The sequence below is a fragment of the Ureibacillus sp. FSL K6-0165 genome, from assembly GCF_038004285.1.
In the GTDB taxonomy this organism is placed as follows: Bacteria; Bacillota; Bacilli; order Bacillales_A; family Planococcaceae; genus Ureibacillus; species Ureibacillus thermosphaericus.
In genome coordinates this window covers 1,200,004-1,221,831 of the sequence record NZ_JBBOQS010000001.1, presented here as the reverse complement: position 1 = coordinate 1,221,831, position 21,828 = coordinate 1,200,004, and the positions used below count along the sequence as shown (strand labels likewise).

The window sequence follows — 21,828 nt, the reverse complement described above, 5'->3', positions numbered from 1 at the left end:
TCCTTTGGCGAATTGGAGTATTATTTAATGGTTAAACCAAAGATGTCTTTTCTGAAGTGTCATTATAAATTTCTGTATCTAGTTCTTTTGTGATACGGCTTGATACAATACCGGACACCATAGAACCACTTACATTCAGCGCAGTACGTCCCATATCAATCAACGGTTCTACTGAAATCAAAATACCCGCAAGCGCTAACGGCAAATCCATAGCAGATAATACAATGATTGCTGCAAATGTTGCACCACCGCCAACACCGGCTACACCAAATGAACTGATCGCAACGATTAAAATAAGCATTGCAATAAACCCTGGTGTAAACGGATCAATTCCAACAGTCGGCGCAATCATAACAGCCAACATTGCCGGATATACACCAGCACAACCATTTTGACCAATGGATAAGCCAAAAGAACCTGCAAAGTTGGCAATTCCTTCTGGAACGCCTAAACGTTTTGTTTGCGTTTGAAGATTTAACGGTAATGTAGCTGCACTTGAACGTGATGAAAATGCAAATAATAAAGTTTCAGCAACTTTTTTCACGTATAATACTGGATTTAAACCTGTCAACGAAACAATTATTAAATGTACAATAAACATTGCAATCAACGCTGCATAAGAAGCAATGACAAATTTGCCTAAATCGGCAATTGCACCGAAGTTGCTTGTAGCAACCGTACGTGCCATAATCGCCAATACCCCATATGGCGTTAATTGCAGAACGATGCGTACAACGCCCATTACGAGACCATAAATGGCATCGACGCCTTTTTTCACTGTGTTTGCTGTTTCCTCATCTTTTCGTTGAAGTTGTAAATAAGCAAATCCTAATAAGGCTGCAAAAATTACAACCGCAATCGTTGAAGTGGAACGGGCACCTGTCATATCAAGGAATGGATTGGCAGGGAACATTTCCAAAATATGCTCTGGCAATGTTTTTACATTTTCAGCTTTTTGCACAATTTCCTCTCCACGTGCAACTTCAGATTCCCCTTGCATGATTTGTGAAGCATCCAAATCAAAAATGGCTGTTGATAAAATACCTAAGGATGCAGCAATGGCAGTTGTACCAATTAGCACAGCCAAAATGATGCTTGCAATTTTCCCTAAATTTTTTCCTATTGTCACTTTCGTAAATGCCGCCAAAATTGAAATAAATACTAAGGGCATTGCAACCATTTGCAATAATTTTACATAACCATTTCCGATGATATTAAACCATGGCATCGTTTTCGTTATCGTTTCTGAACCAAATCCATAAATCCATTGCAGAACAGCTCCAAATACTACCCCAATAGCTAACGCTATAAACACTCTGTTTGAAAATTTTACATTTTTTTTCTTTAAAAAATATAGAAAGACCAACAAGCCTATTAAAATAGCAATATTTACTATGATTCCCATCACTTAACCTCCTTTTATATGAACAAACTTTATAATACATCTTTATTCCGATAAGTCAAGTAAGATTAATATAATTTAAATTTTCTATAATTTTTAGTGTTTAATTGTTTACAAAAGAACTATTTTAGATTAGAATAATTTTAAAATAAAACTTATTTCAAATAATTGATATTGATTATCAATCACTATAAAAATAGAGGTTTGAAACTGAAATTCATTATCACAAGGAGGATTTTATGGATAACAGTAATCGAGAAAGTTTCTCAATAATTGAGAATATAAAACAACATCAGGAACTAATCGCAGCTATTATAAGCGGAGTCATTATATTAATGGCGTGGAAATTAGAAAAAGAAGGCTTATCAACAGCTTCGGTATTTTCATATATAATCGCTTTTATTATTGGTGGTTATGCGAAAGCAAAGGAAGGAATCCTTGACACTATAGAAAATAGAACATTAAATGTGGAGTTATTGATGATTTTGGCAGCCATCGGTTCAATGATAATCGGCTACTGGACAGAGGGTGCCATACTGATCTTCATTTTTGCCTTAAGCGGCGCCCTTGAAACTTATGCAATGAATCGTAGTCATCGTGAAATCTCATCCTTAATGAATTTGCAACCAGAAGAAGCATGGCTCGTACGAGGAAATTTTGAGCCGATGAAAGTACCCGTTTCTTCTTTAAAAGTAGGCGACCATCTGTTAATTAAACCGGGAGAAAGAATTCCTGCAGATGGTGAAATCATAAAAGGCTCTTCATCTGTTGATGAATCAGCCATAACAGGTGAATCTATTCCCGTTTCCAAAAATGTAGGTGATGAAGTTTTCGCAGGTACCATCAATTTAAATGGCACCATTACAATTAACATGACAAAACCAAATTCTGAAACGCTTTTCCAAAAAATTATTACGCTCGTGCAATCAGCTCAAAGTGAAAAATCCCCTTCCCAACTATTTATAGAAAGATTTGAAAATCTCTATGTAAAGTGTGTTTTAATTGCCGTTTTAATTATGATGGTTCTTCCTCACTACCTATTTGGTTGGGACTGGAATACAACTTTCTATAGAGCAATTGTGTTGCTAGTTGTCGCTTCACCTTGTGCCCTTGTTGCATCCATTATGCCCGCTACACTCGCAGCAATCTCAAATGGTGCACGACACGGCATTTTACTAAAAGGTGGCGTCCATTTAGAAAATTTGAGCGTCATTAAATTACTTGCAGTTGATAAGACTGGAACACTAACGGAAGGAAAGCCGTCAGTAACCGATGTGATTGTCCGAGAAGATTTGGATACTAATGAAACGCTTCAAATTATTGCATCTATTGAAGCTCAATCCAATCACCCTCTTGCTCAATCCATTGTTCAGTATGCGAAAGAACAACAAGTGGAAATTATCTCCGGCATTGATATTGCTGATGTTCCTGGATTTGGGTTAAAAGGGGATATTCGCGGTCAATCTTACACGATTGGTAAGGGAGATTTTGTAGGAAGCAATGAAGCAAAGACATTTGCGAATGGTGTTGCAGCTCAACTGGCAGAAGAGGGAAAAACCGTTGTCTTTATGAAAGATGAGCAAGGTATTGCCGCATTGATTGCTTTAAAAGACATAATTCGTGATGAAGCGAAAGAAGCTGTTCAAACATTGAAAGAACTTGGAATCAATATTACCATGATTACAGGAGATAATGAAAAAACAGCCAAAACGATTGCGAAAGAAGCAGGGGTAACGGAATATATTGCTGAATGTTCTCCAGTTACAAAAACAGAATTTATTAATAAAGCTTTAAAACAACATCAATACGTTGGAATGGTAGGCGATGGTATCAATGATGCACCTGCCCTTGCAAAATCAACTGTAGGAATTGCTATGGGCGGAGGTACTGATGTAGCATTGGAAACGGCAGACGTCGTATTAATGAAAAACGATTTATCGAAAATTGCCTACGCAATTAAACTAGGAAGAAAAATGCAAAAAATTGTGAAACAAAATGTTATTTTTTCAACAGCAGTCATTGCTTTACTCATCATTTCTAATTTTCTTCAAATCGTCGATCTCCCACTTGGGGTAGTTGGGCACGAAGGTAGCACTATTTTAGTGATATTAAATGGATTAAGAATGCTTAAAACACAATCATAGAATATAATTATTGTAGTTGATGCATTGGTTTATATGTAAACAGAAAAGCGGATTTAGCTGTTTTAATAGCTAAATCCGCTTTTCTGTTTAATTGTATGAAGTACAAAATTGCTATGAGTGGAGTGTCTGCTTTGGGAAATTTTTTAATTAGGAGATGTTGCCTTTTCTTATTTTCGCAAAATGTCTTTTATGCATTGCTGCATTTAATATTCCACCGAATATTAAAATCATTCCCGTAAAATACAACCAAAGCATAAAAATAATGACACTGGCAATACTTCCATAAGTAAAAGTAAAATTACCAAAATGATTCACATAAAAAGAAAACCCGTAAATTAACACTACCCATGAAATAGTTGAAAATACTGTTCCAGGTAATACAGTCACAATATGAACTCGTGATTCTGTATAAGGTATAACCCAGTACAATAAAAGTAACACAATAAAAATGAGTAGTGGTGGTAAAATCCATTGTACATAATTCCAAAAGTCAACAAATGATGTCTCGACTCCTAAAAAATCGAATAGCAAGTATACATATCGTTGACCAAAAATCGGCACTATTAAAGCAAGCAGCAATATTAAAATTAATAATACTGTAAAGACTAATGACCAAGCTCGGTTTATAATTCCCATCTTTGGCTCTGTTTCATAAGCTTCATTTAACGTTTTAATTATCGCATTCATTCCTCTTGAAGCAGACCACAATGTACCTAATATCCCGATTGATAAAACACCGCCCCCATTATACGTTGTCAATACTTCTACAATCGTTCCTTGGGTCAACATGAAAACTTCAGCTGGTACAATGGTTTGAATAAAACGAAAAACATGTTCTTGATTAATATCCAAAAAAGGTAATGTGGAAACTACGACTAATAACAACGGGAAAAATGATAGTAAGAAGAAGTAAGCTAGTTGCGCCCCCATTCCGGAAATGTCCACTTTCTTCATTCTGATAATGATTTCCTGGACAAATCCTTTAAAAGTCGTAATATCAATTTTTGATTCATCTGGATTAAAAATTGATTGAAACATTAAAACCCATTTTGTTTGCGAAACTTTTGAATCATTCAAGCGCTAGCTCACTTCCCTTCATCCCACATCACATTATTTTTCTTCTTTCGATGAAAAAGCTGCTTTTGTATCTTCGACAATCGCTTGAACGGTACTTGGAATTTCTTTCATTTCATCGATTTTTTCCATAATAAAATTTACATTTTCCGTCGTATCTTCATATAATTTTTGCATTTTTTCTATCTTTTCATAAACGAGTTGTTGGAATTCATCACGATTTTTAGCATAGTAAATAACAGAATCCTTTATATTTTTCATTGTTTCAACGGTATGTTCTCTTGTTTTACGATCAAACATGCTCACTGCGGCACCTACTATTGCACCAATCACAACACCTTTGCATAATTTGCTTTGGCTCATTACCTTCTCCTCCTGTCGATTCATGTAAAGTTTTACTAATAATATTCTATAAGAACTTTTAATCTTTTAAAAGTAAGGGCGAATACATGGATACAACTTGACAACAATAATATGAAATGAAATGATGATACAAAGCTTAATTGAAAGGTGGCTAAAAAGAGATGAATTTATCAACGCCTTCCAAAGATAATGTGGCGTATATTGTAGAAAAAATTAAAGAAAAATTGAAAATGGTCAATTCGAGCGCATTGCGTTCAGAAGATTTTACAGAAGCTAATTACGAAGATTTGTATGACTTATACGAAATGGTCATGAAGCGTGATTCCTTTAGCCCTAGCGAAATAGAGGCAATCGTCTCTGAATTAGGTTCGCTTCGAAAATAAACCATTTTCATTTTATTAACTACCGCATACTTTTTCCTATTTAATTAATCATTATTCAAATATCTTGTAAAAGCATTCATTATGTTCTTTTAAAGTAAATCATACACTTTAAATAAAACGATTTAAAAAGGAGCGTTCCACTATGAAACGCTCCTTTACATCATATTGTTTTAATTCGTTTCTGAAGTTGTAGTTTCATCTTTTTTCACGAGTTGTTGAATTAACACTTCAACCCGACGATTTTTCGCTCTACCTTCTGCTGTTTCGTTCGTTGCAATTGGATTGTATTCTCCATACCCTTTTGCACTGAAATATTTAGGATCTAAATTCGGATTTGAATCGATAATTAATTTTAAGAAATTCACTGCCCGCATCACAGATAATTCCCAATTTGATCGAAATTCCGGAGTATTTTGAGGCACATTATCCGTATGTCCAGTAATAACAATATAACGTGGTGGGTCAAATTCTAAAATAGCCGATAACTCCTGAGCAATTGGGATGTTTTCAGGTTTTATATCTGCTTTCCCTGAATCGAATAAAATACTATCACGAATTGTAAGCAGCAATCCCTCATCTGTCATTTTTGCTGAAAATGTATCTTCCAATTCATTGACAGCGATAAAATTTTCAATTTCACTTTGAATTTGTTTAAGTTGAGCTTGGTCTCTTAAATAAGCTTTTTGCTCTACTGTCATTCCATCCGTTCTAGCCGTTGGATTATCAATGACTGAGGTATTTTCCATAAACCCAACGCCGCCATTAAAAATTTCATTGAACACTTGCGACATTTTTTGGAACTTTACTTGGTCAATACTACTGGAAGCAAATAATACAATGAATAACGCTAATAGCAACGTCATTAAGTCCGAATACGGTAAAAGCCATGATTCATTGATTTCTGTTTCTTTTCCACGCTTTTTAGTTCTCTTTGCCAAGACCGCCAGCCCCGCTTTCGTAGAATAGTTTACGCTCTTCATTTGTCAAATACGAAGCTAATTTCTGTTCAATAATACGCGGAGCCTCACCTTCTAATACAGATAAAACACCTTCAATCATTAATCGTTTTTGTCTAGCCTCAAAAGCGGATTTACGTCTTAATTTATTAGCAAATGGATGCCATAATACATAACCAGTGAAAATCCCCAATAATGTTGCAACGAAAGCCGAAGAAACTGCATAACCTAATTTATCGATATTTTCCATATCTCCTAAAGCGGCAATTAGACCGACAACCGCCCCAAGTACTCCGAGTGTTGGAGCATATGTACCTGCTTGCGAAAAAATTTGGGCACCACTTTCATGGCGCTCTACCATCGCTTCAACTTCTTCATTTAATACATCCCGTATGTAATCTGCACTTTGACCATCGATTGCAAGAATTAAACCATTTCGTAAAAATGGATCTTTAATTTCTTGGGCTTCACTTTCCAATGCAAGGAGACCTTCACGGCGAGCTAGGTCTGCCCACTTTGAAAACATTTGAATGATTTCTACATCGCTTACTGTTTTTTGTTCAGTAAAAATTACTTTTAATAATTTAGGGATTCTTTTTAGTTCTTTTCCTGGGAATCCAATCACAACAGATGATATTGTACCAACGATAATGATTAAAAATGCCGCCGGGTTGATTAAAATACTCAAGGACGCCCCTTTTACTACCATCCCGACAAATACCGCAATAATGCCAAGAAAAATACCTATAACTGTAGCTAAATCCATAACTGTACCTCCAAATCTTCCACTACTTTATATTTCGACATTTTCCAATATTTTTTTAAGTATCTTTTTACTAGATAACTATAATAATGAGTAATTTTTATAGAAAATAAATGGTTCATATAATAATTTTCTATTTTCATTCAAATATTATTTTTTATAATTAATAAATATTTATGTAAGGAAATAAAAAATGATACTTTCACATCAAATTTTGCATACTTCCCATTATTGTCTGTCACAATTTCTACAAAAATAGCAAAATAGCGTAACGTTCCTTGGAATTACTAATCCTATTTTTCTCCTAAAACCTTTATAATTGTCGTATAGTTATAGTATAATTAATTTAAATCATTATTGTTTTTTAGAAAGGAGTCTAGCAATGGGCTTATTTTTAGCAACTGTAACTGGATATCTTGGCCTTCTTGTAGTTGCAGTTATGATGTTCATTCACTATTTACGTAAAGGTTTAGATTCCACTTCTTCAGTAAAAGTTGACGCAAAACCATCTGAAAAATTTTAATGCCATAGCACTTGAATGAAAAATCGACAAAACAGGTTAAGCTGTATTTGTCGATTTTTTTTATCACTTTTTGCTATATTTATTCATATTCAATTCATTCATTTGTATCAACCTATTTCTTATTGCTATAATCGTCCTTAACATCAGAAAGGGGATTAATAAATGGCATCATTAAATGAGATTTTGCGTTTTAACAAAGAATTCGTTGAAAAAAAGCAATATGAACCATATAAAACATCAAAATTTCCAGATAAAAAAATTGTTATATTAACGTGTATGGATACACGTTTAATCGAATTATTACCAAAGGCGATGAATTTGCGAAATGGCGATGCAAAAATAATTAAAAGTGCCGGTGCAATGGTAGCCCATCCCTTTGGGGGAATTATGAGAAGCATTTTAGTGGCTGTTTATGAACTACAAGCAGATGAAGTGTATGTAATCGGTCATTATGATTGTGGCATGAGCACTGTTGATCCTTATTTGATGGTTGATCATATGATTGAAAAAGGGATAAGTGAGGAGATAATCAAATCTATTAAGTATTCAGGAATCGATTTGATTGAATGGTTACGTGGATTCGGAGATGTTGAAAAAAACGTATTGAATAGTGTTGATATCATTCGCAACCATCCACTGTTTCCAAAAAATACGCCAGTGCACGGCTTAGTTATGAATCCTGAAACAGGCAAACTTGATTTATTAACAAATGGACATGAATATTTAGGTAACAAATGATACAACGATTGAACATTGAGTCCATCTGCATAGGTCAGGAATTAAACTGGCTAGCGGGTGGTTTTTTTGCAAGTTTATCTTTTTTAACATTAAGAGAGGTCTGCACAAGTTGAAGGATTGCCCGCACATGCTAGAATATTTCCCACACCAGCATCGTTTCATCCGCTCAAGTTAATTCATTTCCAGCACATGTTCTAGCATTTCCCGCTCGAGCTTGACTTCCCTCACACAAGACACACGATTTCCCACACATGCAATATAAAAAAATTCGCTCCTAACTAAAATCGCTAATTTTAGGATTTTAGTTAAGAAGCGAACGGTTAACGTTGATTACGAAAATAATCGCTTTGTAAAAGGGCATACATATAATGATCTTCCCAAGATCCGTTAATATACAATAATTCCCTTAATAGACCTTCTCGTTTAAAATTTGCCTTTTCTAAAACCTTCACAGAAGCTATATTTTTGGGTGATACATATGCTTCGATTCTATGTAAATTCACTACATTAAAAGCAAATTGCACAACTTCATTCACTGCTTCTGTTGCAATACCTTGTCCCGTAAATCGTTCGTCGATGGAGTAACCGATAAATGCACTGCTATATGGCAACCTTTTAATCGCATATAGGGAAATATGGCCAATTAATTGTTCCTCATCTTTTGTAAATATCCCAAAGGAATATTCGCGATTTGTACGCTGAAGATGCAATCCTTCTAAAATTTTTCGAAACTGTGCCTCTTCTGTATAATATTCCGCATCATGTAATGGCTCATAAGTTGCCCAAAAATATTTATTTCGCTGTAATAATTCCGCTAATTTTTTTGCATCTGTTTCTACAAAGGTACGTAAATGCAACCTGTCGCTTTCGATTCGAATCACATGATCACCCTTCTTTTTAAATATTTGTAATAGCTTCTTCACCATTGTATTTACCTAATGCCTTTCTTCCATATTTTATAATTCTACTAGCATTTAGTTAGTAGGTTATAAACATGCTAAAGAAACCCAAACTTTACTAGATTGTTTTTGTTCTTGCAGAACCGTAAACTCCATTATTTACCTACTCGATTGTACAATATTATATGCACGTTAAAAGCTGTGCTTGTTTAGTTTTCATCCACATTTCGTTCTCTCTATTCATTTAATCTATTGTTTTCCAAAGTACTATTCGAATATTTTCCTCTTGCTATATTTGTCATATATAAAAGTGAAAAATTTAATTCCTCACTTTAAGTTGTTGAAATAAACGTTTATAATTTTATGGAAAGGAGTGCGAAACATGGGTCGAATGATCGTCATTTTTTGTAGCCTTATAGCAGCGACCATCTATACCTTATATTCTTTTTGGCTACCAATCGAAGGAAAATCCACTATAGCAATTATCAATCGCCTACCACTTCTAATATCGCCTTCTACCTATGTATATATATTTTGGTTCTTTCTTTTTATTCTTTTATTTATTTGGGCAATTAATTATTCAAAGGAGCGTAACTCTGAAACCTTTATTTCGCCTATTCAGACAATTTTCTTTTTGCTCGTGATGATCTTCCAAATACTTTCGATATACTTATGGAATAAGGAAGCATTATTCTACTCCTTTATATGCGTTGGAATCCAACTACTGTCCTTATTCGCACTATATCTTACATATCCGATGCAAGGAGAACATCTGAAAAAAAGAATTCCTATTGCTATTTATTTCGGCTGGATTACTTTTATTTTTATTCTCAATACCTGTTATTTACTATTGTATAAAGAATGGCACGGGTTCGGCTTGAGTAATGCTTTATGGGTGGTAATAATATTAACATTTGCCACATTAGTTGCATTGCATTTACGTTATCATCATTATGACACCGCATATCCACTTGTGTTTGTTTGGTCTTTTATAGGAATTGCAATTTCAAACGGATTTGATGAACTATTAGTTACAACTTCATCCCTATTTTTAAGTGGTGTATTAATTGTTGGAGTATTATTTATGAAAAAAAATCCTGTACGTCATTAAACGTTCAGGATTTTTTTTATGAAATAAAAGCGAATGATTATTCATTAATTTGCGTAATAATTATTGGCTTATCTTTTGTCACAATAATTGTATGTTCAACTTGTGCAACGAGTGATTTGTCAGGTGTAATAAATGTCCATCCATCCCCAGCTTCAATAATATGATCTGTCTTTTCAGAAATGAATGGCTCTACCGCAAGAACCATCCCTTCTTTTAAAATAGTTCCATCCCACGCATCATAGTAATTTAATATGTGTTGTGGGTCTTCATGCAAAGAACGCCCTACTCCATGCCCCGTTAAATTCATAATGACTTTTAATCCATGTTCTTTTGCTTCTCGTTCAACAGCTTTCCCAATTTGATTTAATTTAGAGCCTGCTTTTACTTTTGTCATTGCTCGTTCGAAGGCAGATTTAGCAACACGGCAAAGTTTTTCTTTGTCTTCATACCCTTCGCCTACAACAAAAGATATGCCTGTATCGGCAAAATAACCATTTAGTGAGCCTGAAACATCAATGTTGACTAAGTCACCTTCTCGAATGACTTTATTGCCTGGAATACCGTGTGCAACTTCGTGATTGACGCTAATACATGTATATCCTGGGAAATCATATTCACCTTTTGGACCAGAAAGTGCTCCTGCTTCAGCAAACATGCGGCCGGCAATCTCATCCAACTCTTTCGTTGTGATGCCTGGTTTAGTTGCCGCTTTCATCGCTTCTCGAATTTCTGCACAAATGCGCCCAATTTTTTTTAACGCTTCTAATTCTTCTTGTGTTTTTACAATCATGTAAAATTTCCTTTCTTCTATACAATTTCTTTTTATAATATAACATACTCTATAAAATTTTTCGGAAATCCAAGTTTATATTTAGGAATGTACTACACAATATGATATATGATTTTATTCTAGAAATGATAGAATATACAATGAAAATTTATTTATACCTTGGTATTTTAATCATGTTATAATCAAACATTATAAAAAATAAATATAAAAACAATAGGAGTTTTATCATTGCGAATTAAAGAGTGGGATTTATTAAGAGTTATTGCATGTTTATCAATTTTACTATTACATTCAACTACTTTTTATAACCTAGAATCAGGTCTTTCTGAAAATTCAGTAATGGTTCATTATATCCGAATACTTCTATGTTATGCTACACCGACATTTATTTTACTTTCCATCATCATACTTGCAGCAAAATATAAAGATGGAATCCCACAATCGTTTTGGTCAAAACGGCTTCAATTCATTTTACTTCCATATATATTTTGGGCTTTTATTGATGCCCTTGTCATTGAATATAACTACCAAAATGGTCTAATTTGGCAAACCTTTTATAACAATATCGTTCTAGGTGAATTTGTAGGTTGGTTTGTTTTAGTTATTCTTCAATTGTATCTATTGTTTTGGCTAATGATTAAATTTCAATGGCCATCTTTTGTCGTGTTACCTTTATGTGTATTGTTGTATTTTCTGCAGCATCGAATTTTTGATTTACCATATCCATTCTTTCAAGAAAATATGAAGTATGAAAAATTGTATGGAACAGCTTGGTTCGTTTATTTTGTAATCGCATTCATAATCGGTGCAAATTATGAAAAAATTCAGCCACTATTGAAAAAATATCGCATTTTCACTGTAATTTTCACGGCACTATCAGCTCTTTATATTTGGTATGGCTATAAATTCGGAATGGTTGAAATACATTCTAGAAGGATGGATTTGATTCCTTTTGTCGTTGGAATAACAAGCATGATCTTAGCCTATGGACAACTGATTCCATCTTTTAAAATTATTCGAATCATTAGCAAATATGCATTTATGATTTATTTAATTCATTGGAACATATTATCATTAACCGCAAAGTACTTTGTATCATTTTTCAACAATGGTTATCTAGCAATTTTAGCAATGATGATATCAACGCTAATCGTTGCCATTACCATTTCAAAATGCATTTCGTATTTACCTTTTGGGAAATGGATTGTAGGTAAAATTAGATAAACGTATAAAAATTTATCCATAAAAAAGCGAATTAGGAAAACAATATTGTCTCCCAATTCGCTTTTTATTTTAATTCACAATTGAATCAATTTCATAAATCATAGTTTTTCTGAAGTATAGAGTACCCCTATACTAAAAACTTCGTTTTTTTTTTTTAATTATGCAACTTGGTTTTGTTGCTGTAATAAAGCATTGATTCGATCAACTGCTAGTTTGCAGGTATTATAAATTAACGTCACCAGATTGAAATGCATTTTTGCTTTCTTTCCTGTACGATGACGGACATTGTTTAATTGAAAGTATTCCTTTAAATAAGCGTTAACGCGTTCGACTGCTGTACGTTCTTGATAAAGCTGTTTCCATCGTTCTGTCCCACGTGCTGGATAGGTAAATTTACGGATATCTATATCACATTTGATTTTGAAAACTTTTTGGCAAAGGGTGTCTTCTCGTAATGGGCAAGTTGCACATTCCTTTGGACGTGTGAATTTTAATGTATTGTACTTAGCGTCAAAGCTGTCATATTGGTAACTATGTTCACGCACACAGGTTGGACGAAAATGTTCATCGAATCCTATATATTCTCCTTCTCGGCGAACGTTGTAAGGAATCACGACTCGCATGGACTGTGATACGGCTTGACGGTAAATAGGTTCAACATCATAACCAGCATCAAATATAGCTATTGTAAATTGACCGTTTCCTAAGTGATGAAGTTTTTTCAATAATGGAATCGCAGCTTTACAATCACTTAAATTACCTGAGGACATCAAACGAGTGATGATATATTGACTTTTCGTCGAAACAGCTAAATGTGCTTTATAACCAAACCAGAATGTATTTTTTCCTTTACTATTCTTTTTCACACCCCATTTTGGCTCAATCGGTACATCCTTCCAAAGGGTTTCTAATGGGATATCCAGCTGTTCTTTCAGTTCTTTTTCATAGGTTGATTGATTTCCTTTTTTCTCTACTTGTTCGGCTAACCAAACAGCTCGTTCAGCTTTAGTTTTACGACCACGTTTTTTAGGAGTTTTAGGTGCTTTCTTTTCTGATGGTGTGAAAGCATCACGAGCTTCAAAGTGACTCGCATCGATGGCGACATGTTCATCATTTAGAAAGCCTTCCAACATCGCTGTTTTGATGAGTGTATCGTTCATTTTATCTAGCACATCTGATTCACTAATGACTTGAATCATGCGTGAATAAGAGCTTTCAGATGGTACGACATCAGACACAAGGAATCCACAGTCGAAACGAAATAAAGGATCATGGACCAAACGTTTGACTAAATCCTTCATTGTTGGAATTCGTTCGACAATACGAATAATCAGCGATTGAATCATTGCACCATAATTCAATTCACGTGGTGCACCTTTCAATGTCTTTTTAGAAAACAATTGAAAAATAGGTTGAATGTCAATCACACTAAAAATGGCATCATAACGATGGGAACTTTCCATTTCTAATAATTGATGGATGTCAAAAAGAGAAATTTGTTTTACAATAGTCATAGGGTACTCACCTCTTTCGTATGGTTTGTTTGGTTACTTACCATTATAACGAAATTTGGGGAGGTACCCATTTTTTATTGTCTTGAATCCCTTGAAAATCAAGGGGTGAGAATTATGAAATTAACTCAATTGTAATCAATTTTCTTTTTTTATCAATCTTGGGCTTGCAGTAAAGATGAGCACCGCTGCAACTGCAGTTAAAATAATAGCCGGAACCATATATGAACCATTATACCCGATAGAATAAATCCAGGCATTTTGATCGCCTGCATATTCTTTGAAGAAAATAGCTCCTGCAAGTGTATGACAAATAAAGCGCAACAAACCGCCAATAATTGTTCCGATGATAACAAATAATGCAATTTTATTTTTACGATTTCCTGATACTCCATCTAACACTTGTTTACGAACAATTGCCGCAAATCCTACGAAAGTAAATGCAAAAACATAATCAAGCAATGCTTGAGCCCAATGGACAATATAAGGATTAATTGTCATGTTCAATAATCCTACAATCAATCCAGTCATAAGTCCTGCAGATAGTCCCCAACGAATAGCGATTAAAATAATAGGCAGCATAACTAAACTAACGGATCCACCCTGCGCCCAAATAGAAAATTTCAATTGGTCTAACACATAACCAATTGCAGCAAAAATCGCAATTTCAACCATCCATAATAATTTTTGGTTTCTCATTCAATTATCTCCTTTCTCTTCGTTTATAGAACTTGAGAGAAGGATAGAAAACTACAAAATAAAAAAACGTCCGGACAGAGCCGAGACGTCTTTGTTTCGGTTTCTATCCACATCCCTACGCAAGTACTAACTTACAGGTTCTAAGGGTTAGTGCATCCGGCACACTCTCAGCTGACTTCATCAGCACCCCTTGTGGTACAAATCTTATATTCTATTGGGAACAATGTCATTTTATCAAATTATATGAAGATTGCAACCTCATTATTTACTTTAATATAATGGATGTTTTACTATAGCCCTCTTTTAATTTTTCTACTTGTAATATAGCAGGCATTGCCGATTTTAATTCCTCCACATGAGAAATAACCCCTATCATTCGGCCGGATTTTTGTAGTTCAATGAGCGTATCAATTGCTTTCATCAACGATTCTTCATCAAGGGAGCCAAAACCTTCATCAATAAACATTGTTTCGATTTGAACATTTCCTTGGAAGCTTTGAATCACATCCGCCATTCCTAGTGCTAAACTTAACGAAGCATTAAATTTCTCTCCGCCAGATAAAGTTTTTACATCTCTTGCTTGTCCAGTGTATGCATCATATACATCTAATCCTAATCCACTTTGCCTACCGTAGGACTCCAATCGGTCAGAAACTTGTAAATAATATTGACCGTTCGATAAATTTTTCAAACGAAGATTGCTTGCTTCTGTAATGAGCTCTAAATACCCCATTTGTACATAGCGTTCAAAGGAAATTTTTTTGCTGTTGTGTCCACGAAGTAAATTATATAATTCTATGATTTGATTCGATTTTTCTTCCATTTGAAATATATTATTGGCAAGTCTTTCAAGCTTCTCTGCAAAGTCGATGCAATGTTTTTCACAAGCTTTCGAGTAGTTTAATTCATCTAATGCTTTTTCATAATTAAACTGCAACGCTTCCAATTCTTTTTCAGCTTCTGTTAAATCGACCTTTTCTTTATCTTTTAATTTTTCTGCTTCCTCTTTCACTTGCACTTGTAAAAAATGAAGCTCCTTTGAATAATTATCATATTGCATTTGTAAAGCTTCAATTTCCTGTTCTGGACGTCTAGCAAGTAGAAAATCTTCCGTCGATGTAAACCTTGCTAGTAGAAGAGCTGAATGGAAATTTTCCTTTGATTGTTGACATTTTACTTGAATATGTTTCACTTGTTCAGTTATTTGTTTAAATGCCTCTTCATTCATTACAACTTGTTTGTTAGCTTCCTGATACTGCTTTTGGGCTGTTTCCCAAGATTGTTTTAATTGTTGCTTATTGCTGATTGCTTGTTGAAGTGCAACTTGTAATTGGGAAAGGTCTTTAATCTCTTCTGGTATTAATTTTTTTTGTTGCTCTAAAATCGTACTATTCTGCGTGTATTGTTCATGTTTTTCATGATACTGACGTTCGATTTCCTTACGAAAATGAACTAATTGTGCATTTTCATCTTGCAGAATTTTTATTTGTTTTTTATTTAATGTAAGTACTTCTTTTTGACGTTCTTTTTCTTTTATAGCAATATTTATATCTTGTAATTGATGAACATATTTTTGATATTCTTTTAATGGCGCATGATATTGCATTAATTTTTGTTCTATTTCTTGTAATTGATGTCGTTTCGATTCTAATTTCCCTTGAACAGCAAATTTCTTTTGCTGAGCTTCATCTAATGTTGCTTTCAGTTTTTTCAATTCCGTTTGATTAACGGTTTCAGTTGATGCTGTATGTTCGATTCGGTGTACCGTACTACCGCAAACAGGGCAAGGCATTCCAGGCAGGAGACTCTTCGCAAGAATGGCCGCTTGATTATTCAACCATTTTTCCTCTTCCTGAGCATATATATTTTGAACTTCTTCATAGGTAGATGTCGCTTTAAGCCATTCGTTTTCTAGTTTATGGACTTCAGCGTTTACCTCAAAGTATTTTGTGTAGGTATCTACAATTTCTCTTAATAGTCGTTGCTGTTCTAATAGTTCATTCAATGATTCTGTGTCTTCTTCCAGCTTTTCAATCATCTCGCTCAACTGTTGAATAGCCCATTCCTTTTCTTCGATCTGTTTTACTATGTTTTGTAGGCGAGTTTGCAATTGATTTTTTTCATTCAACAGTTTGTCCACGAGCTTTATTTGTTCGTTCATTTGCTCATAAATAGGGACAAGTTTTTCTAATTCATTTACTCGTTCATTCGCTTGTTCCCGTTCTTCCTCTTTCATTGCTTCCATCTTGAACATTTCTTCTGCTTTAGCAAATGTCCATTTTGCTGCTTCTAACTGTTTTGTAACGAGTTCCATTCTCTTTTCGATGGATTGTTTTTCCTTATCCAGTTCCATCAGATAAGAATAGAGTGGGAAAATTCGGCTTGCACGATTTGCTGCATCGATTGTTTGTTTTATTTGTTCATAATGGTCTTTTTGAGATTGTAAAAAGGATAGCTTTTCTTTTTTCCTTTCATATTCATCAATTTGATCATTTAACTTTTTATTCGCAACATAAACTTCATATGCCTCTTGATGTTTTTTGAAAGCTTCTCGATACATTCGTTCATCATCTTTAATTTTTTTCTGATAATATTGCTGTTCTTCTGCCAATCCTTCTAGAATCTGATAAATATTGGAATGTTGACTAAGCATTGTAAACAACAATGATTCTCGTTTTGGTAATGTTCCTTCAATTTGATTAATATAGCTATTTTTTAATGCCTTTGCTTCATTTAGTTGTTGATCCGCTAATCGTTTCTTTTCTTCCAGTTTATCAGCCATTTTTACAAAGCGATCTGTCTTAAAGATTTTTCTTAATATCTCTTCTTTCTCGTCCGATTTAGAAGTTAATAATTTACGAAACTCTCCTTGTGGCAGCATCACGATTTGGCTAAATTGTTCGTAAGTTAATCCAATCAATTCTTCAAGCTTTTCATTAATATCCGTCACTCGTTGCCGTTCCACCGCTGGAATTTCTTCGTTATTTGGCAGTATTTCAAACAACTCATATTTTTCACCAGTTGGTGTTTTTCTTCCTTTTTTCACATGGGACAACCTGCGCAAAACACGATATTTTTTGCCACGTATTTCAAAAACAAATTCAACAGAAGTATGCACATCATCTTCTGCAAAATCACTGCGCAGCATTTTTGTATCTTTCCTGTCTTGACCGCTACCAAAACCATACAACGCAAAACAGATGGCATCAAATATCGTCGTTTTTCCGGCGCCAGTTTGTCCGGAAATCACGAAAAGCTTTCTTTCCTGAAGTTTTGTAAAATCGATCACTTCTTCATTTTTGTATGGTCCAAAGGCGGTCATTTTTAATAAAATTGGCTTCATTTCGTCACCGCCTCCTCTTTCATTTCTCTTTCATCACGCAACATTTCATTCAATACTTCTTCAAATAATTGAAGAGCTTCTTCTGTCGGCTCAAAGCCTAAAATTTCTTTATGGAAAGCTTTAAATAACGTCATATCATCCAATTGTTCTCGCTGAATTTTAATATTCTCTTCAGCACTTTCAATTCTTTGAATCGTTTTTCGTTCCACATGCATGGCATTCGGGTAAACAGTGCGAATTTGTTCCATCGCTCCTACAACTGGTGTTAAATCAGTCAATCGTACGAATACATAATCTTCACAGTAATCATGTTTTAAAATTTCTTGAATGGTGCCTTCAATGATGCGCAAATCTCGTCTCGGTGTGAAATTTCGTTTTTCAATAGAAACTTGTCCATTTTCATCTAAATTGACTATTAAAAATCCTTTTTGATGATTCGCTTCAGATGCCGAATATTTTAATGGAGATCCCGGATATCGTATCGTTTCATTTAATACGTAATGAGCTTTGTGTAAATGCCCAAGGGCTGTGTAATGAAATGCCTGGAAATAATGAGCATTGACACATTCAGATCCTCCAATTGAGAGCGGACGTTCAGAATCGCTTGTATTTTCTCCCTTTTCTCCAGAATGCGTTACAAAGGCATGTCCAACGAACACATGACGCTTCGTTCTATCCATATTTTCTTCTATTTTTTCAATGATAGTTTTCATGGCATCATCGTATGTGTGAATTGATTCGCATTGAAATACATTTTTCACAGTGGAAGGTTCTGCAAATGGTACAAGATGAAAATGCACTTCTCCAAATTCATCCTGTAAAATAATCGGTTTTAATTGGTGATCGAGTTCGCCGACAATGTACAATCCGCTCTCTTTCATCAATTTGCTCCCAAATTCAAGACGTGTAGGGCTATCATGATTTCCTGCTATGCTAAGTACAGGCACGTTTCGTTTCAGCACGATTTCGGCAAAAATTTCATCAAGTAAATCTACCGCTTCCACCGGGGGAAGAGCTCGATCATATAAGTCTCCAGCAATGATAACAACGTCCGGTTTTTCTTCATCAATTGCTGTTATAAATTGATTGAGTACATAACGCTGGTCTTCTGTCATGTACACCCCTTGCACAAGCTTTCCTAAATGCCAATCTGCCGTATGGAAAATTTTCAAATTCAATCGACCTCCGCTTTTTGCTATGCATCTATTTTAACACGAGTTCAATTGAGTGACTACCAAATTTACGAATATATGTTCTTATCGATTTTGGAAAATTCTTCATCAACTTAAAATTTTCGTATTAATACTTGCAACTTCGTTAAACAAAAATTTTCATCCTCAACCTGAAAAACTTTATTCCAAATAAAAAAACCACATCTCTCATAGAGAAAAGATGTGGTCAAACCGAAATTAAAACGCCCAATTCCCTTTTCTAAATATCGGTTCTCTAGTTCCATCTGACAAAATGCCATCAATATCCATCTCAGCACTGCCAATCATGAAATCCTCATGGGTAACTGAAACATTAATTCCGAGCGATTCTAATTGCCCTTCTTCTAATTCCCGTCCACCTTCGTAACAAGTTGGATAGGCTTCCCCAATCGCTAAATGATTGGAGGCATTTTCATCAAAAAGCGTATTGTAATATAAAATGCCTGACTTTGAAATTGGAGATTCATGTGGGACTAATGCCACTTCCCCTAAATATGCAGCACCTTCATCTGTTTGAATTAACTCCTGCAACAATTCATTGCCATGCTTAGCGTCTGCCTTTACAATTTTTCCGTTTTCGAATGTGAGTGTAAATTTATCGATAATATTTCCTTGATAAACGAGAGGCTTCGTATTGCTTACATAACCGTTAACCCCGAATTTTGATGGGAGAGTATACACTTCTTCAGTCGGCATATTCGCAATAAATGTAACTCCTTCTGGCGTTTTGCTTGAACCAGTGCACCATACATGCTTTTCAGGAAGTTCAATTGTTAAATCCGTACCAGGTGCTTTATAGTGTAACTTCGCATATTTTTTACTGTTTAATTGTTTTGCTCGATGTTCCAACTCGGCAAGATGTTTGCGCCAATTTTCAACTGCATCTCCTTCACCGATGCGAACGGTTTTAAAAATTGCTTCCCAAAGCGCCTTCATTTGTTCGTCTTCCGGTAAGTCTGGAAATACTTTTGCAGCCCATTTTTTTGAAGGCACAGCTATAATTGACCAAGCAATATCATCGTTCATAATTGCTTTTCGATAATTCACGAGCGCCTCTCCACTAGCTTTTTGCTGAGCAGTAATGCGACGCGCTGGAATCCCGCTTAACAAATCAGGATCTTCTGCGTCAATCCAAAGAATAGCCCCTTTCCGTTCAATACATTCATCCCGCTGTGCAACAATCCATTTTGGAAACTTGCTAAATTCATCTTCCGCTCCATATTCATAAAAAGCACGGGTAATTTCTTGGTCAGACAAATTGACATGTACTCTTCCTGCTCCCGCTTCGTACGCTTTTTTCACAACGATTTTAGTAAAATCTAATGTATCTGTCGTTGTATTAATTAATAAATATTGCCCTTTTTGAATGTTTACACCGACTTTGACAGCCAATTCCGCATATTGTTCTAATTTTTCTTCAAATGTCATAAACTTTCCCTCACTTTTTAGCGATGGTTTTTGAATTCCCTTCAATTAATTGACCTTTATAAATTATCTTTTGCACAGGTTTTTGTCCTACTTCTCTTAATAATTTTTTATAATTTTTTTCATCCTTATATGAAAGAAGCGTTATCACTTCTCCATCAGCACCCGCTCGGCCAGTACGTCCAGAACGGTGCAAATATTGTTCAACTGTATGAGGCAAATCAACATGAATCACATGAGTAAGCCCTTCAATATCTAATCCTCTTGCGGCTAAATCTGTTGCGAGCAAAATGCGGGCTTCACCTTTACGGAAATTATCCAAAGATTTTTTGCGCTCTTCTTTATTCATATCTGCATGAAGGGATACTACTTTTGCATCTTTATATTTTAATTTCACTTCTTTTAATAATAATTGATCCAAATTATTGATAAAAGCAAGGCCTCGTACCCCTTCCATATTTGCGAGTCTTCTTAACACATCCGTTTTTTCTCGCTCATCCACTTTCACAAAGGAGTGAACGACTTTCCCCACTTTTACCATATCTTCCGGTTTAATTTGAATGTTGATAGGATCTTTCATCATTCTGCTAGCAACTAACCGAATCTCATCAGTTATCGTCGCTGAAACAAGAACGACTTGTCGGTTTGGAGATGCTCCTTCAATAAAGGATTTCACGATGACCCGATAATCTCTGCTCAATAATTGATCACATTCATCTAATACAACGATTTCGATTTCTCTCAATTTTAATTTATTCGCTCTTACTAATTCATTTAATCGACCCGGTGTCCCTACAACGATGGTCGGTTTTTTCTTTAGTTTCTCAATTTGACGAGCCATATTCGCTCCACCAATGAGCTGTTGGACGGTAATATCTGTTCCAACAATCCATTCTCGAATCACTTCTACAATTTGCATAGCCAATTCTTGAGAAGGTGCGACGATTAAAGCTTGCGTGCTTTTTTTTGAACCGTCCACTTTATTTAATATAGGTAATACATAAGCTAATGTTTTCCCTGAACCCGTTGGAGATTCGGCAACAATATCTTTTCCCTCCAACATCGCTGGAATCATTTGCTCTTGTACTTTCATTGTTGTTTCAAATTTCCACTTTTTTTGCAATGATTCATTCAATAAATTGATAGCTGACATCAGCATTCCCACCTTCCCAAATTTATTTTACCACATTTCGGAAAATATCAACCGTTGTTACATCCATTCTTTCCTAAAGTGTTCAAGTTATTTATAAATAAATAGCAACCTTATTA

19 protein-coding genes and 1 riboswitch are annotated in these 21,828 nt (G+C 34.8%); of the genes, 6 read left to right on the top strand and 13 right to left on the bottom strand.

The features are described 5' to 3' along the window. Positions 1 to 31: 31 nt before the first annotated feature. The gene (locus NST00_RS05985; RefSeq protein ID WP_168412219.1) at positions 32 to 1,405 is read right to left on the bottom strand and encodes an L-cystine transporter; all 1,374 of its coding nucleotides are present in this window, start codon (positions 1,403 to 1,405) and stop codon (positions 32 to 34) included. 236 nt (positions 1,406 to 1,641) lie between these two features. Between NST00_RS05985 and NST00_RS05980 the strand changes: the two genes are divergently transcribed. Continuing rightward, complete coding sequence (locus tag NST00_RS05980) at positions 1,642 to 3,546, top strand: heavy metal translocating P-type ATPase (RefSeq protein WP_016837892.1); 1,905 nt, start codon at positions 1,642 to 1,644, stop codon at positions 3,544 to 3,546. A gap of 147 nt (positions 3,547 to 3,693) precedes the next feature. Here the strand turns inward: NST00_RS05980 and NST00_RS05975 are convergent, their stop codons facing one another. Further along, the gene (locus NST00_RS05975) at positions 3,694 to 4,623 is read right to left on the bottom strand and encodes a YihY/virulence factor BrkB family protein (protein ID WP_184656214.1); all 930 of its coding nucleotides are present in this window, start codon (positions 4,621 to 4,623) and stop codon (positions 3,694 to 3,696) included. 33 nt (positions 4,624 to 4,656) lie between these two features. Then, positions 4,657 to 4,983, bottom strand: a complete 327-nt coding sequence (locus tag NST00_RS05970) for a YtxH domain-containing protein (RefSeq protein WP_016837896.1) — start codon at positions 4,981 to 4,983, stop codon at positions 4,657 to 4,659. Between the two features lie 161 nt (positions 4,984 to 5,144). Between NST00_RS05970 and NST00_RS05965 the strand changes: the two genes are divergently transcribed. Continuing rightward, a complete protein-coding gene (locus NST00_RS05965; protein ID WP_016837897.1) occupies positions 5,145 to 5,366 on the top strand; it encodes a DUF1128 domain-containing protein in 222 nt (73 codons plus the stop codon). Positions 5,367 to 5,536: 170 nt separating this feature from the next. Here the strand turns inward: NST00_RS05965 and motB are convergent, their stop codons facing one another. Further along, complete coding sequence (gene motB / locus NST00_RS05960; RefSeq protein ID WP_016837898.1) at positions 5,537 to 6,304, bottom strand: flagellar motor protein MotB; 768 nt, start codon at positions 6,302 to 6,304, stop codon at positions 5,537 to 5,539. Further along, positions 6,288 to 7,088 carry a flagellar motor stator protein MotA gene (gene motA / locus NST00_RS05955; RefSeq protein ID WP_016837899.1) on the bottom strand — a complete coding sequence of 267 codons (801 nt, stop codon included), beginning with the start codon at positions 7,086 to 7,088 and terminating at the stop codon, positions 6,288 to 6,290. The genes motB and motA overlap by 17 nt, the downstream gene beginning before the upstream one ends. Positions 7,089 to 7,467: 379 nt before the next feature. Between motA and NST00_RS05950 the strand changes: the two genes are divergently transcribed. Beyond that, positions 7,468 to 7,608: a hypothetical protein gene (locus NST00_RS05950; protein WP_016837900.1), complete on the top strand. Its 141-nt coding sequence runs from the start codon at positions 7,468 to 7,470 to the stop codon at positions 7,606 to 7,608. Positions 7,609 to 7,770: 162 nt separating this feature from the next. Continuing rightward, positions 7,771 to 8,346 (top strand): beta-class carbonic anhydrase, encoded by a 576-nt coding sequence (locus tag NST00_RS05945; RefSeq protein WP_340709747.1) that lies wholly within the window; start codon positions 7,771 to 7,773, stop codon positions 8,344 to 8,346. 320 nt (positions 8,347 to 8,666) lie between these two features. On the opposite strand, the gene NST00_RS05940 is transcribed toward NST00_RS05945, so the two are convergent. Further along, positions 8,667 to 9,227 (bottom strand): GNAT family N-acetyltransferase, encoded by a 561-nt coding sequence (locus NST00_RS05940; protein WP_016837902.1) that lies wholly within the window; start codon positions 9,225 to 9,227, stop codon positions 8,667 to 8,669. 400 nt (positions 9,228 to 9,627) lie between these two features. Here NST00_RS05940 and NST00_RS05935 point away from each other — a divergent pair, with 400 nt between their 5' ends. Continuing rightward, complete coding sequence (locus NST00_RS05935; RefSeq protein ID WP_016837903.1) at positions 9,628 to 10,356, top strand: hypothetical protein; 729 nt, start codon at positions 9,628 to 9,630, stop codon at positions 10,354 to 10,356. A gap of 37 nt (positions 10,357 to 10,393) precedes the next feature. Here the strand turns inward: NST00_RS05935 and map are convergent, their stop codons facing one another. After that, complete coding sequence (map, locus tag NST00_RS05930; protein WP_168412218.1) at positions 10,394 to 11,146, bottom strand: type I methionyl aminopeptidase; 753 nt, start codon at positions 11,144 to 11,146, stop codon at positions 10,394 to 10,396. A gap of 228 nt (positions 11,147 to 11,374) precedes the next feature. Between map and NST00_RS05925 the strand changes: the two genes are divergently transcribed. Beyond that, positions 11,375 to 12,370, top strand: coding sequence for an acyltransferase family protein (locus NST00_RS05925; protein WP_016837905.1), 996 nt, complete (start codon positions 11,375 to 11,377; stop codon positions 12,368 to 12,370). 158 nt (positions 12,371 to 12,528) lie between these two features. Here NST00_RS05925 and NST00_RS05920 read toward each other — a convergent pair whose 3' ends face one another. The 6 genes from NST00_RS05920 to NST00_RS05895 form a co-directional block, all read right to left on the bottom strand. Then, positions 12,529 to 13,884 carry a transposase gene (locus NST00_RS05920; RefSeq protein ID WP_340709746.1) on the bottom strand — a complete coding sequence of 452 codons (1,356 nt, stop codon included), beginning with the start codon at positions 13,882 to 13,884 and terminating at the stop codon, positions 12,529 to 12,531. A 135-nt stretch (positions 13,885 to 14,019) separates the two neighbouring features. Then, positions 14,020 to 14,580 (bottom strand): energy-coupled thiamine transporter ThiT, encoded by a 561-nt coding sequence (thiT, locus tag NST00_RS05915; RefSeq protein WP_016837906.1) that lies wholly within the window; start codon positions 14,578 to 14,580, stop codon positions 14,020 to 14,022. Between the two features lie 95 nt (positions 14,581 to 14,675). After that, positions 14,676 to 14,781, bottom strand: a riboswitch (TPP riboswitch). A 64-nt stretch (positions 14,782 to 14,845) separates the two neighbouring features. Continuing rightward, positions 14,846 to 17,923 carry an AAA family ATPase gene (locus NST00_RS05910; protein ID WP_016837907.1) on the bottom strand — a complete coding sequence of 1,026 codons (3,078 nt, stop codon included), beginning with the start codon at positions 17,921 to 17,923 and terminating at the stop codon, positions 14,846 to 14,848. Further along, positions 17,920 to 19,095, bottom strand: coding sequence for an exonuclease SbcCD subunit D (locus NST00_RS05905; protein ID WP_168412226.1), 1,176 nt, complete (start codon positions 19,093 to 19,095; stop codon positions 17,920 to 17,922). Before NST00_RS05905 ends, NST00_RS05910 begins: the two co-directional genes overlap by 4 nt. 237 nt (positions 19,096 to 19,332) lie before the next feature. Further along, positions 19,333 to 20,562 (bottom strand): aminopeptidase, encoded by a 1,230-nt coding sequence (locus tag NST00_RS05900; protein WP_168412217.1) that lies wholly within the window; start codon positions 20,560 to 20,562, stop codon positions 19,333 to 19,335. 10 nt (positions 20,563 to 20,572) lie between these two features. After that, positions 20,573 to 21,712 carry a DEAD/DEAH box helicase gene (locus NST00_RS05895; RefSeq protein WP_016837910.1) on the bottom strand — a complete coding sequence of 380 codons (1,140 nt, stop codon included), beginning with the start codon at positions 21,710 to 21,712 and terminating at the stop codon, positions 20,573 to 20,575. Between the last annotated feature and the right edge of the window lie 116 nt (positions 21,713 to 21,828).